At 62.3% G+C, this 13382-nt stretch carries 12 protein-coding genes; 6 read left to right on the top strand and 6 right to left on the bottom strand.

Features of this window, described 5'->3' with window-relative positions:
• Nucleotides 1–64 precede the first annotated feature (64 nt).
• Nucleotides 65–1003 carry a diacylglycerol/lipid kinase family protein gene (locus NKI20_RS05255; protein WP_352603395.1) on the bottom strand — a complete coding sequence of 313 codons (939 nt, stop codon included), beginning with the start codon at nucleotides 1001–1003 and terminating at the stop codon, nucleotides 65–67.
• Nucleotides 1004–1872: 869 nt separating this feature from the next.
• Here NKI20_RS05255 and NKI20_RS05260 point away from each other — a divergent pair.
• From NKI20_RS05260 to NKI20_RS05270, 3 genes are all read left to right on the top strand, one after another.
• Entirely contained in the window at nucleotides 1873–2307 is a 435-nt protein-coding gene (locus NKI20_RS05260) for a hypothetical protein (RefSeq protein ID WP_352828928.1), read from the top strand.
• Nucleotides 2308–2313: 6 nt separating this feature from the next.
• Nucleotides 2314–3444 (top strand): hypothetical protein, encoded by a 1131-nt coding sequence (locus NKI20_RS05265; RefSeq protein WP_352828930.1) that lies wholly within the window; start codon nucleotides 2314–2316, stop codon nucleotides 3442–3444.
• A 154-nt stretch (nucleotides 3445–3598) separates the two neighbouring features.
• Nucleotides 3599–4120 (top strand): hypothetical protein, encoded by a 522-nt coding sequence (locus tag NKI20_RS05270; protein ID WP_352828931.1) that lies wholly within the window; start codon nucleotides 3599–3601, stop codon nucleotides 4118–4120.
• A gap of 67 nt (nucleotides 4121–4187) precedes the next feature.
• On the opposite strand, the gene NKI20_RS05275 is transcribed toward NKI20_RS05270, so the two are convergent.
• From NKI20_RS05275 to NKI20_RS05285, 3 genes are all read right to left on the bottom strand, one after another.
• Nucleotides 4188–4718, bottom strand: a complete 531-nt coding sequence (locus NKI20_RS05275; protein ID WP_352603400.1) for a dihydrofolate reductase family protein — start codon at nucleotides 4716–4718, stop codon at nucleotides 4188–4190.
• A gap of 96 nt (nucleotides 4719–4814) precedes the next feature.
• A complete protein-coding gene (locus NKI20_RS05280; protein ID WP_352828933.1) occupies nucleotides 4815–5447 on the bottom strand; it encodes a hypothetical protein in 633 nt (210 codons plus the stop codon).
• 18 nt (nucleotides 5448–5465) lie between these two features.
• Nucleotides 5466–7088, bottom strand: coding sequence for an FAD-binding oxidoreductase (locus NKI20_RS05285; protein ID WP_352828934.1), 1623 nt, complete (start codon nucleotides 7086–7088; stop codon nucleotides 5466–5468).
• Between the two features lie 199 nt (nucleotides 7089–7287).
• On the opposite strand from NKI20_RS05285, the gene NKI20_RS05290 reads away from it, so the two are divergent.
• The gene (locus tag NKI20_RS05290) at nucleotides 7288–7782 is read left to right on the top strand and encodes a YegJ family protein (protein WP_352828936.1); all 495 of its coding nucleotides are present in this window, start codon (nucleotides 7288–7290) and stop codon (nucleotides 7780–7782) included.
• A gap of 13 nt (nucleotides 7783–7795) precedes the next feature.
• Here the strand turns inward: NKI20_RS05290 and NKI20_RS05295 are convergent, their stop codons facing one another.
• Together NKI20_RS05295 and NKI20_RS05300 are read right to left on the bottom strand one after the other, a co-directional pair.
• Complete coding sequence (locus NKI20_RS05295; protein WP_352828938.1) at nucleotides 7796–8764, bottom strand: hypothetical protein; 969 nt, start codon at nucleotides 8762–8764, stop codon at nucleotides 7796–7798.
• Between the two features lie 65 nt (nucleotides 8765–8829).
• Nucleotides 8830–9888: a CapA family protein gene (locus NKI20_RS05300; protein ID WP_352828939.1), complete on the bottom strand. Its 1059-nt coding sequence runs from the start codon at nucleotides 9886–9888 to the stop codon at nucleotides 8830–8832.
• Between the two features lie 107 nt (nucleotides 9889–9995).
• Here NKI20_RS05300 and NKI20_RS05305 point away from each other — a divergent pair, with 107 nt between their 5' ends.
• Together NKI20_RS05305 and NKI20_RS05310 are read left to right on the top strand one after the other, a co-directional pair.
• The gene (locus NKI20_RS05305; RefSeq protein WP_352828941.1) at nucleotides 9996–11252 is read left to right on the top strand and encodes a hypothetical protein; all 1257 of its coding nucleotides are present in this window, start codon (nucleotides 9996–9998) and stop codon (nucleotides 11250–11252) included.
• Nucleotides 11253–11686: 434 nt separating this feature from the next.
• Nucleotides 11687–13330, top strand: a complete 1644-nt coding sequence (locus NKI20_RS05310; protein WP_352828943.1) for a DUF2778 domain-containing protein — start codon at nucleotides 11687–11689, stop codon at nucleotides 13328–13330.
• Nucleotides 13331–13382 lie beyond the last annotated feature (52 nt).

Raw genomic sequence — 13382 nt, forward strand, 5'->3', positions numbered from 1 at the left:
ACGCGATTTCAATAGGTTGGATGGGCGGGCGAATCCATCTGAATCAACCCGTTAACGACTTGATTCAGTATCTGAGCGTCAGAGCGCCGGGCAAGATCTCGAAGGTCGCGGGTATGCGTCCGGGCGACTCGCCGTCTATGTCGACCAGCGCGCCGTTCTTCTCCACATCGCCGAGCGGCTCGACCACCACTTTCCTGCCGCGCAGGATGGTGATCGCTGGATGATTGCGGTGCCGGCCGCCATAGAGCAGGCGGATGTCCCAGATCAGCTTCAGCTTGCCGGCGGCGCGCAAGATAACGATGTCGAACTGCCCGTCGGTCAAATCGGCATCTGGGGCGATCATCATGCCGCCGCCGAAGAATTTGCCATTGGCCACCGCCACCAGCGCCATGCGCGCCTCGACCGGGGCGCCGTCATCGACGGTGATCCTGACGTCCTGGAAGCGGTAGCGGATGAATTCGACCACGGTGCGCCACAGGAACAGCGCCTTGGCCGACATCCTGCCCTTGCGCTTGTCGGCATTGACGGCACGGTCGGTGGCGCCGGACAGGCCCAGGCTGGCGATGTTGATGAAGTGGCGGCTGGCCAGCGCGCCATGGTCGTCGATGTAGCAGATGCGGCCGGCATCGACCTTGCGCGCCTTGGCTTCAGCGATCCGCTTCAGCACCGCGTCCACCTCTTTCGGCAGGCCGAGGCCGCGCGCGAAATCGATGCCGGCGCCGCACGGCAACAGACCGAGTTCGGTCGTCCTGCCGCCCTCCTGGATCGCCTGCAGCAGCCCGTCGGCCACTTCGCTGGCGGTGCCGTCACCACCGGCAGCGATCACCAAATTGAAACCTTCAGCCGCAAGATCGAGCGCCAGCCTTTCTGCATCGCCTTCTGCCTGCGTTTCGCGCAGTTCGAATTCGCCGAAATGACTTTTCAGCGATGCCGCGACATCGGGCCAATGCCGTTTCAGCCGGCCGCCGCCGGCAATCGGATTGAGAACCACCCCGACTTTCAAAAGCACCCTCCCGCAAAGACATCGAAGCGCTCGGCACCTCGAATCCTTTGCCGGCATTGAAGCCCGCACCGGTCGGCAGGGCAAGGCCGAATGTCTACCGATGCCGCCCACCCTATGACGGATCGGAAAATCGCATTCTCCTTGGTTGGTCCCCGATAATCCCGCTATCCACAGGCCCTTGGCCATTTCGCAAAGCCCTTACCCGGCATAAGTTAAACCCATCTCAGGCGGCTACCGATCGCCCAGCCGAAAGGCGAAGTGAAAGGCGGATTTCCTGAGGCCCGTACGGACCGAAGCGAGAGCAGGCTTGCCTGTTTCGAGGGTCGGAGCCGAGACCTACGGGGCCGCGGAAAGCGTGCTAACGCCGACGGCGGACCGATGCTGCCATGAAGGACGGCAAAAACCTTCGATGGTGCGCAGGGCAAAGCTCGCAAGGGTGGCGACCGGCGTGGTCCCGAACGGACGCTGCTTTCGGGTGGCGGACTGGCAGGACCGTCAAAATCAAGGCCGGCAAGGCGCGACGACTTTACGGAAGTTGCTGCCGCGACCGTGTCCTGATCTGACAGGGAGGCGCTGGGAGAGATCCCGGCGCCGACTGTCTTTTCTCCCTTCGACGCCCTCTGCCGGCGATCTTGCGAGTGCCGCTTCACCGCGCGTTAAAATCGGTTAGTATCGCCTGGTCAGAGCCCGTTTGAAAACGCGCTCTGCCGAGTCGGACGGCGTGGTTTTCGAGAACCGAAGCGCAGCGGACCTTTGGGTCCGTGAGCTCAGTTCTACTGCGACGCAGTAGAACGGGGAAGCGCAGGAAACCGGGTCAGGCGGCTGGCAGAGTAGCGATTGCAAATGGGCTCGTAGAAGGGGGACACTTCATGACGCTGATCCAGAAGCTTGCCGTTGCCTATGCCTTCCTGTTCTTCGGCGTCGTCGCAATCGGCTACATACCGCCGTTCAACGATGCCGACGGCAATCTGTTCGGCCTATTCTCCCTGCAATGGTATGATGATCTGCTACACGCCTTCTCCGGCATCTGGGCGCTGGCCGCCGCCTTCATCTCGCACCGCCAGGCCGTGTTCTATTTCAAGCTGTTCGGTTCGGTCTACCTGTTCGACGGCGTGCTCGGGCTGATTACCGGTTCCGGCTGCCTCGATGCCGGCATCTTCATCAACGGCTTCCGCTCCCTCAACGACATCGAGTTCCCGGCCCGCTTCTTCGCCAACCTGCCGCACATCGTCATTGGCGGCTTCGCCGTCTATGTCGGCTTCTGGCTGGCAAAGCGCATACACGATCATCTTGCCACGGCCTGATCGGCCATGTTCTTGTTTCGCTGGCTAAAGCGCATCATCAAGACGATCCTCTCGCTGATCGTCATCGTTATCCTCATCCCTATCGCCGGGCTGAGCTATGGCTTCCTGACGACGTCGTCGCTCGACAAGGCGCCGCTGCCCGGCATTGCCGACGGCGCTCCGCCCAAGGCGCTGGCCGACAAGGTCCGCGCCGAGATCCCCGGCTACCAGCGACCGGAGGAATCGACCTTCCTCACCTATCCGGAATGGGCGATCGTCTACGCCGCGCGCGAATATGCCGGCTTCGTCGCCAAGGACCAGCCGAGCGGCTTCCCCTACTGGTCCTATGTCGGCCGCTTCTGGCAGGACTACGCCATGGTGATCCGCGCCAGTTCTCCCTACAAGTTCAACTACGCCAACCACCAGATGCTGGTCATCATCGGCACCAGCCACTCGATCGAGCATATCCTGCAATGGACCTATGAGAACACTGTCGGCCGTATCACCGAGGCGACAGCAGGCAAGCGAACCGCCGTCGACATCTATCAGGCCAAAATCGCGGCCGATTATGCAGGGTTTCTCGACCAGGTGCCGTGGTACCAGTTCCCCTATGCCGAGAAACGCGCGGGCCTGTTTGCCGTGCAGCCGGCGCCGGGCGACAGTTCCATCCGCACCAGCGAACGCAAGCTGGCATTCGGCCTCGCCGACACCATCAAGCAGGCCTATGCCGACCTGATCAAAAAGGCGCTTGCCGCCACGACGAACCCGGCCTTTCTCGATATCCATGTCTGGGCCAAGGGGCCGGTCGGTGAAGCCACGCGCGACGAGCCGGACACCTTGCTCGAACGCGACCTGGGGGCCTATGGCACCATTTTCGTCACCAAGCGCTATCAGGTGTTCACCGAAATGATTCCGCGCCTGATCGACAAGGGCGTGTCGTTCGTTGAGATCGGCGGCAACGACGAGATCATGGTCACCATGCTCTCCACCGACTCGATCGCCATCCCCGAAGGCATGCGCATCCTGTTCAGCTATCCTCTGCCGGCAGATCCGGCAACGCGCCGCACCGGCATGATCGTCGCCGTACGCAAGCTGCATCTCGTGCTGCCGGCGCTGATCAAGTCGGGCGCCAGGCTCGAACATGTCTATGACTACTGAGACGATCCGGCCACGTTCCGCAAAGATCGGCTATCGCGAGCGCCCCGCCACGCTCATTCCACAATCGCGGCCAAATCCCGCCTTGTTCACGCGCGATGGAATGTTGCATGCACCTGAATGAGCTGCCAGGGAGCCATCTCGAAGGGACGAGACTGTGATCAAGACCGCCCTTGTCGCCATGACCATCGTCGGCTGCGACTGCGACGCCAAGCTTTGCGAATATATCGGCGAGACGCCGGCCAAGTGGTCGACCGTCGCCGAGTGCGAAGCCGCGATGAAAAGCCAGATGCTGCACGAGCGCAATTTCAACTATCCGCTCGTCTCCGGCATCTGCCGCACGAAGGGCTCGTCGTCCTCTTCGCAACTGGCCGCGACCGCGTCGCGCCCGGAATTGAAGCCCGCCAGCCGAATTGTCAGGACCGAAAGCCCATTGCCGCCTGAACTGAGCCACCGGCCGAGCGTCTCGGTCGGTTCGCCGACGACGGCCATGGAAGCGGACGCCGCCCGGCCCGTCGCCTACGAACAGGTGGTCGATGGCGGAACCGGCGTGCTCTATCGCACGAAGAACGGCTACGCCGTGGTCAAGACCGATCTTGGCCGCGCCGCCTCGGCGACCGCCGACGCCGCGAAACGCTCTGTGAACTGGCTGGCCGGACTGGTGCCGAAGGGCCTGTAATCCCGCAAGCGTCTCGGTTTGACGACCGCAACATGCGGCATCCTATCGTCGCACCGGGTGTCCGTGATTAGGCAGGCACATAGGTCAACCTGATCACGTCATCGCCAATCAGGTCGCTGGCCACAAAGCGAAGCGGCGGCCGCGGGCCGGCGAAGAATGGCTTACCATGACCAAGCACGAACGGATGGAGGTAGAGTTGGTACGCATCGATAAGACCAAGGTCGGTCAGGCTTCGTGCCAGGTTTGGTCCAGAAACTGAAATCTCCCCAGCGAGTTGGGCCTTAAGCCCACGTATCACCGCCTCGACGTCGTCCGCGACAAGGGTGGCGTTGGGGCCGACCGACTTCAGCGTGCGCGACACAACCCATTTCGGTTGGCTCCGCCACGCCGCCGCGAATTCACGCGCCTCCGCGCCCCACTCTGGACTGTCTTCGTCCCAATAGCGCATCACCTCGTACATGCCGCGACCGTACACACTGCCGCTCAGGTTGCGCACTTGCTCTATCCAGTGCCGAAAGATCGTGGGCCCTGACGGCATTTTCATGTGGTCGACGTAGCCGTCGAGGGACTGGTTCATTCTGAAAATGAGCTTCGCCATGCTGTAAGACCTCCAATTCAGGGGTCGTCAGAATAACTTCGGGCGCCGTTACGCAAAAGTGTGGACCCCAGCCGAAATCCAAACTGAGAGGCGATCCTAGCCCCCCTGCAATTTAACTTTCAGGCTCTGCCAGAACTTGTCGATCAGCGGCTTTTCGGTCGCCACGTCCTCTTCGGCAATGCGGGTGATGAACAACAGCCCATGTTCGGCAACGCCGGAGCCGACGATCTCGAAATCGGCCGTGTCAGTGCGTGTCTTCACCTGAGCGCGAATGCCGGTCAATTCCTTGCCGTCGGCGAGCTTGCGCGTCGTCGGCTGCTGCGTCAACTCAGCACCGGCCTGCACCGATTCCTTGGTCATCTCCTGCAGCATCAGCTGGCTGAGCGACACCGGATTCATCTTGCCGTATTCCTGCACGACGACGATCGTGCCCAGCGCCGACGCCATCAGGTACTGCGTGATATCATCGCCGAGATCAGTCTTGGTCACCGAAATGTCGCTCGGATGGACGAAGGAGAAATCGCTGCCGGAAAAGGTGGCGAAGTCGTTGCGCTCGAGCGTCACCTTGCTCTTTCTGCCGCCGGGCAGCGTCATGCTTGTGCTCTCGCCGGGATCGATATCGACGGTCACACCGTCGATCGTCAGCTTGAAAGCCTTGATATCCTCGGCCTGGACCGGTCCAGCGCACAGCGCAATGAGGGTGAGTGCCGCCGCCGATACCATCCGCATGGGTTGTTCTCCTGCTTTTTATGCCACCCCGCTCAGCGCCTTGATGGCACGGTAGAAGGTCGAGGAAAACAGTTCCGTCGGGTCATATTGCCGCTTTGTCGCCAGGAAGGCCGGCAGTTCGGGATAGGAGGCCAGCAACTCCTTGGCCGTATAATGCAGCTGGTAGGGCAGGAAGAACCGGCCGCCATATTTGATCGTCACATCGATCAGCGCCCGGGTCAGCGCCCGCATCCTGGCATTGCCGTCGGCATCGGTCGGCTGGTTGATGTAGAGCACCAGCGAATAGGCCGGCTCCGGCGCATAGGTCAGCGCCACATCCTCCTTGTGAACGATGCGCACCGAGGCGTTGAGCACCGGCAGCGACTGATTGCGCAGGATCTCGCGGGCTTCCGTGATGAATGGATTATACGCGGCGCGTGGAATAAAATATTCGTGCAGAATGTCGGTCTCATCCAAAAGATCGTTGAACAGATACGGTACTGAATCGTGCATCGGGTTGTTGCGGGTGACGAGGCAGGCCTCGCCTTCGGCCATGGCCGAGGTGCGCGCCACCGTGCAGCTTTCGAATTTCGGCTCCAGCGTCTTTTCGGTGAACCACTTCAGCTCCTGGAACAGGCTGCCCCATTTCGCCATGTTGATGATCACGCGCTTCAGCCCGACCGAACCCGGCTCGCCGATCGCGGGCTGATCCGCCGGCGCCTGGTCGGCCACCTTGTCATAGCGGTAGACGATCATGTCCTCGAGGAAATTGCCCGGCGCCGTCGACAGATGGCCGTAAAACAGACCGATCGTCCTGTTCGGCTCCAGCACCTCGGCGAAGAATTTCGGGAAATCGTCGGATTTGATGATTTCGCGAGAGGTCCGGTAGACGGCGTTGTCAACGATATCGAGAGTCGCCTCCAGCACAACGCCGAACAGGCCGTAGCCGCCGACGACGTGGCGGAACAAATCGATATTCTCGCTGGGCGAACAGGTCGTCACCGAACCGTCGGCCTGCATCACACGCATCGAGCGGATCGAGCTTGCCACCGAACCCGCCTGATGGTCCATGCCGTGCGCATTGACCGACAGCGAGCCGCCAACCGAAAAGATGTCGGTCGACTGCATCGCCTTCACCGCGAAACGCGGATGCAAGAGGTTCTGGATGTCGTGCCAGCGCGCACCCGGCTGCAGCGTCATGGTCTCCGCCACGGCGTCGACGGTCACCTTGTTGAATTTTCTGAGGTCGAGTACCAGCGCATTGTCGTCGAAGGCATGCCCGCCCATCGAATGGCGGATGGCCGCCAGCGAGACCTTCAAGCCATTGGCGCGCGCGAAGGCCAGCGCCTTGGCGATGTGCTCTTCCTCGCTGACTTCCACCACGCCATAGACCGGCGTCTGCGACAGGCCGCTGGCATCGTTGATGTCGCCGCCCTTTGCCGACCAGGGCAGCGATGCGTCAAAGGCCGGCGCATTCTCCAGCGGCTTCAGCGGCAGCGCGATGCCGTCGATATCGGCGATGCGGCCTGCGTTCTTCGGTCCCAAAGGCCCGCGCGCCAGCCGTGCCACGGTGTTGCCGCCCCACAGCACCGCGCCGCCAACGACAGCCGCACCGAGTAGCAATCGCCGCGACAGCCGAAATTCTTTTTGTTGCCCAGCCATGGATATCCCCCGTTGGCCAAGGGATAGCGCGGCCTCCTGGCAAAAACCATAGCGGTCGGTCGGAAGAGCCTTCCGCCAGAAAATCGATATGAATTATGGTCGGCTCACTTACGCCAAAAAACCGAATGGAACTCGCGCCTGGGTTGCAATCTCGGAATGAATGCACCATGGTGGCCGCGACTACGGTGAGGGGCCTTCCATGAAGCTTGCAATCCGGACCATGATGTCCCTGATGCTGGCGCTTGCTACGGCATCGGCCGGTGCACAAGGCGCGGACCCAGGCGACGACAAGACGGTTATCTTTACCCCGGGCGATCCCGACATGGCGGCGGCGACCGCGCAGGCACTCGCCAGCCTGGATGAATTCCTGGCGCTGTCGGCGGCACCTCCCTCCGGAACAGACAGGTTCAAACTCAAGGTCAAGGTGCGGGACGGGAATGTCACCGAACATTTCTGGGTCATACCGTTCCGCCGCACCGAGACCGGATTTGCTGGCATTTTGGCGAACCAGCCGGAGGAAGTGCGCAACGTCGTCCTCGGCCAGAACATAGAATTCACCAGGGACGAAATTTCCGACTGGGGATACACAAGCGACGGCCATCAGGTCGGCAGCTTCACCGTCTGCGTGATGTTCAAGAAAATGTCGAAAGAAGAGGCGGACTACATGCGCGACAAATATGGTTTCGACTGCTGACAGCGAGGCCCGATTAACTGATCTCGTCCTTCGCGCCGATTTTTCGCACCAGCGCCGCCGTCGCCAGCATCGCGCCCATGTCTGATATCATCGGCGCGACATGCGTGGTGTAGTCGAGCGGCACCGAAATAACCGGCAGCTCGAAGAAGTTCTTTGTCTGCGGCAACAGCAGGAAGCCATCGCTGCCGTTAAGCGCGACGCGGGCCGGGTCGTCCGGCCAGGTTTCGCCAAGCCATTTCAGGGCCTGCGCCAGGCGGCCTGTCACCAGCGACCGCGCCGCCTCGACGTTGTCACTGCGGAATTCATAAGCAGCGTCGAGTTGGGGCACACCGGACGACAAATCCTGCATCTTGCCGGCGAACATGCCGCGGAAGAAGCCGACGACGGCATTGGTCCGGCGCGTCGCCACCAATACCCCCGGGAACGGCTCGATCGCTTCGAAAGCGACAATGACACCCTTGAAGACTGTCGATGAATCCTTGCCCGACCCTACTCGCAGTTCTGCTTCGTAAAGCTCGAACGGAAACTCTTCGTAACGGCCCGAAACGACATCGTCGAACGACTGCTTGTTGAAGGCGCCGACCGCCTCGCGCGGCAGCCGGTCGAAAGAGTTCGGCGTCACGCCGTGCTGGTAGCGCATATCTGCGATGAAGCCGAAGATGATTGGCAGCAGCGTCTCGCGGAAAGATTGCTGCAGCCGCGTCGCCGGTTTCATTGCCTGGAAGTAGAGCACGCTCGAAGCCACCAAGCCGATGCCATAGAGAAACACATGTGGCGTCGAGAACCATTGCTCGTTGGGGTCGGCGACCTTGTTGAACAGCCACGCGACCAGCATCACGGACACCAGCACCAGCCCGACGAACATCGGCGCCCGCCAGCGCACCTGCCGGACCGCCGAGGCCCTCGCTGCCTCATAGGCCTCGAGATCCTTCCGGATGCCGGCAATCACCGCCTCGTTCGGCATGAAATCCGCTGTTTCCACCGCCGCCCCCGCAAGCCTGCCTCTGCCGTCGCATGATAGTCGGTTTTGCAGGGGCCGCCAGACGGTTAAGCGGCGACGCCCCCTTCGCTTGAAGAGGCAGGAAAGATCGCTCTCAGCCGACCCTCGGCCTTGCCGCGCATTTGCCCCACCAGTGCCTCCACCGGTACCAGCCGCTCATGGTCGCCGGCGCGCAGGCGCATGAAGGGATGCAGCCGGTAAGACGCAACGGCACCGCGCGAGCCACCATCGGCACTGACATCGACGACAAGGATGCCACCGATGCGACCGGGCCATGGCTGGCGGGCAAGGGCTGTGCCTAGGAAATCGCCAAGCCCATAGGCAACGATCGTCCCGTCGATCCGCTCAACCGGCTGCACGACATGGGCGTGATGGCCGGCGATCAGCCCGACGCCTTGCCCGACCAGTCGCCTGGCCAACGCTCGTGTTTCAGCGCGCGGAAAATGCCTGAACTCCCAGTCCCAATGCGGCACGGCGCAAAGAAGATCGACACCGTCACGCCGCCGGCGGACCTCGTCACTGTCCATCGATACGCGCCCGGCGAACAGATTTTCATCGACGTTGCGCCACAGCGTGAAGGCGGCGAAGCCGATATCAAGCGGTCCGACCTGGACAGGCACCACCGGGCCATTGGCGGCCAGGCCGACCGTGCGGATCCCAAGTCGCTGCAACGCCCCGACCGTCTCGTCGAAACCGGCGACGCCCTGGTCGAACACATGATTGTTGGCCAGCGACAGCACGAGCTTTTCGCGCGCAATACCAGCCGCCGCCAGCGCCTCGGCCAGGAAGAGTTCGCTCATCGCATGATGGGTGCCAAGCTTCGTTCCCAGGACCGCACTTGGTCTGTCCACAACAGGGCTTTCGCAATTGCCGATCACCAGATCGGCCGCGCCGAGCAGCGCCTTGACCTCCGGGGCGCAGTCCGGCGCGCCGCGGTTGGCCACCGCCGAGATGTCGCCGACGAAGACCAGCCGCACCGCCTGCTTTGGCGGCGGATCCATCAGCGTTCCCGCCATCGGCGCAAAATCTTGCGCGTCGCCGGCCAGCGACGGCTTCAGAAAACGTGGTAGCCAGGACAGCTTGTAGGAAAACGGATAATTCGACACGCGGCGCCCATTTGTTTGCCTTGTGTAGACCGTCCTCGGGACGGGTTGAAGCGCGACGCTCCAAATGGTGTATATTTGCTCTGCGCGACAAAATATTGGGGGGAAAGATGACACGACTGGCAAGCCTGCTGACATCCGCTTTCATGCTGATTGTGCCGCTGTCTTCCGCATCGGCGGCAGTGCCCGAAGCGGCATCCGCTCTGTTCGAGGCGAAAACGGTGGCCGGGCGCGACAGCGCGCTGTCGACGCTGGAGGCCGCCGCGCCAAAAGACCCGACATCAGCCTATGCCGCCGGCGCCGGCGAGTTCTTCACTGCGCTGGAAATCCTGGCCAGCGGCCTCCATCGCCATGGCTTCGAGAGCCCGCAATCCTTCATGCTGCCGCTGATGCGGCTGCCGGTGCCGGACAATCCCAACCCCGAGCCGCTGACCTATGAGCAATTCCGTGACATCCTGGTCGCCTTCCGCGACCGGTTGGAAAAATCCGCCGCAACGTTTGCGGCGGTGCCGGCGGACGCCGATATCGGCATGGCAATCGACCTCACCCACACCGGCATCGACCTGAACGAGGACGGCACGATCGCACCTGATGAAAGCATGGCGGCGATCATTGCCTCACTGTCACACGGCGGCATCTCGTCGGACGCCGCCGCCCCCACCCTCACATTCCGCTTCGACCGCGCCGACGGTTTCTGGCTGCAGGGCTATGCGGAGTTCCTGATGGCGCAGACCGATTTCTGGCTGGCGCATGATTTCAGGAGCACTTTTGACGGCTCGTTCCACATGCTGTTCCCGCGCGCCAAGCTGCCGTTGCAGGACATTCTCGTACCGCCGGCCGGTGATATGGGCAGCAGCATCTTCTCCTCGGAGTGGCGCATCGCTGATTTCATCTCGCTGGTGCATCTCGTCAACTGGCCGGTGATCGAGCCGGAGCGCCGGCAAGCGGCGCGCCGCCATCTGCTGGAAATGATCCGGCTGTCACGCGAGGACTGGAAGGCGATCCGCGCCGAGACCGACAATGACCGTGAATGGCTGCCGGGTCCGCAGCAGAAAGGCGAGAACCCGCTCACAGGCCTCGACGTCGGCGAGGAGCAGGTCCAGGCCTGGCTCGCCACCTTGACCATGGCCGAGGACCTCCTGGAAGGCCGCGTGCTGCTGCCGCATTTCCGCATTGTCGATAAGGGCATCAACATGAAGCGGTTCTTCGACGAGCCCAAAAACTTCGACCTGGTCCTGTCGATCACCGGCCCGGCAATCGCGCCCTATCTCGAAAGCGGCAGGATCCTGACCAGCGACGATTTCGACCAGATCCAGCGCCAATTCGGCGGCGGTGGTTTTCTGACCTTTGCCCTGTGGTTCAATTGAGGTGCCACTGAAGGCGGCCGTCCAGGCGAAGAAATTGTGACAGGCAGGCAACAGTTCTACCTGAGACAGGCGCCCATTTGGGCAATTTTCACCGGCAGCCGCTTCGTTCCATTTATCGCTGACCGCGCCGCGAAAGAATTTAGAAACGGCTGTTTTGCTTGACTCGGCGATCAAAAGCAGGCAGCAAAACTGCGTCGGAAGGGCGACAACACCACTTTCCTGGCCGTGGACGAAGCCTTATTTGGCCTAAATCCACATCTCGACGTTGGTTTTGAGAGGGATTGATTAACCAACTTTGTCCATATTTTGAAGCAATCGGCAACCAATGACAGACGCGGCAAACGCGTCGGGGACCACCTGGGATCACTCACAGAATGGTCGTCGCGGCTATCACAGCCGCGGACGTGGGAGCCGCTTGGAGCACGATTGGTTGCATGGCGTTGTTGAGTAAAAAAATTGTCGGGGACAAGCGTTGGGACGGCGAGAACGCCTGTGACGCGCCACGTGCCTCTTCCTTCACCCCTGAACGGATCGTCCGCTGGGTCGCGGTGCCCGGCGCCAGTGCTGCCGTTGGCCTGTGGTTGATAGGCACCATGGCTGGCCTCAGTTCCGTCGGCGCCTCGCTGTCGGCGACATCGGGTGGCCTCCCGCAGACCCTGTCGATGCCGGGATCGCTCGCCCTGGCCGATCCGTTCAAGCAGCATTTTCTGAGAGCACCCTTCGTGCTTGCCAATGCCAATGGCGGCACGCAAGCCCTTCACGACCATGCCGTGCAGTGCGGTGCCAGCTGCTTCAAGCTTGCCCGGTTGAGCCCGCGGGCGGAGAAATCCGCGCGCCTCGTGGCGCAGGCAAAGCCCGTTCCCACTGCCGCAAAGTCGAAGTCGCAGGAGCGTTTCGAGCGCATCGAAGCATCGCTTTCGCCGATGAAGCTCGCCGCTGCCTTTGCCGGCGCTGGAAAGCCCGTGGTCGTGGCCAACGCGCCGGTGCACCCTGTTATTTCCACCGTCGCGCCGCAAATTGCCGAAGCGTCGCTGGTGCCATCCGTCAAGGTTATGGCCAGCCTCTCTGAAGACATCCCCGCTCCGGCGGCCGAACGCTTCGCGCGGCTGGATAACGGCTCGGACGTCGTGCAGACCGCGCCGCAACCGATGGGCTTTGCCCAGTCGGACACGCAGACGCCAGACAATTCGCAGTTGGCGCTGGCCCTCGTGCAGTCGCTGCCAGTCGACGACGAGGCGTTCGCCTCGCCGCTGCCGATCGAGGAATCCCCGGCCGACGTCGCGGTTTCGCCTGTCGAAACCCAGCAGGACCAACCAGGCGACGCCGCCTCGCTGCCGGACGCGCTCACCGACGACGTGCCGTTGCCGACCCGTCGCCCGCAGTTCGACGCCCCGCAGCCCAAGGACACCCCGCAGCCCAAGATTGTACAGCAGTCCAAACCTGTTCAGCAGACGAAGCCTGATCAGCAACCGAAGCCGGCTCGCGAGACCGTCCAGCAAGCCCAGACTGCCCGACCGGCCAAACCGGACCGGCAAGGACGGCCGGCCGATGGCAGCGGTGTGCTGGCCTATGCCAAGCCGGACACGCCGTCGGGTGGCCTCAGCAAGGCTTTCAGGAACCTGTTCAACTCGCCGGGGTCCAGGAGTGGAGCCGGCAATGGCGTCGCCGTCTACGACATCAGCGCCGGGACCGTCTATATGCCTGACGGTTCGAGGCTCGAGGCGCATTCGGGCATCGGCGCCATGACGGACCAGCCGCGCTATGCCGACCAGAAGAACCGCGGACCGACACCGCCCAATACCTACAATCTGTCGCTGCGCGAGACGCGCTTTCATGGTGTGGAGGCCTTGCGCCTTACACCGGCCGATGGCCGCAACAAATACAATCGCGACGGCTTTCTGGCCCATACCTACCTGCTTCGGGGCCGCTACGGCCAGTCGAGCGGTTGCGTCGCCTTCAAGGACTATGCGCGCTTCCTCGCCGCCTACAAGAAGGGCAAGATCAACCGCCTCGTCGTGGTGCCGCGCCTGAACGGATCGCCGACCCGCGTTGCGGCGGACAACGCGCGTGGCGCCTGATCCTTCCGGACAGACGCGCGAACGCGATCTCCTCCTGACAGCCTTCTGTCAG

The organism is Mesorhizobium sp. M0830, assembly GCF_040319965.1.
Classification (GTDB): Bacteria; Pseudomonadota; Alphaproteobacteria; order Rhizobiales; family Rhizobiaceae; genus Mesorhizobium.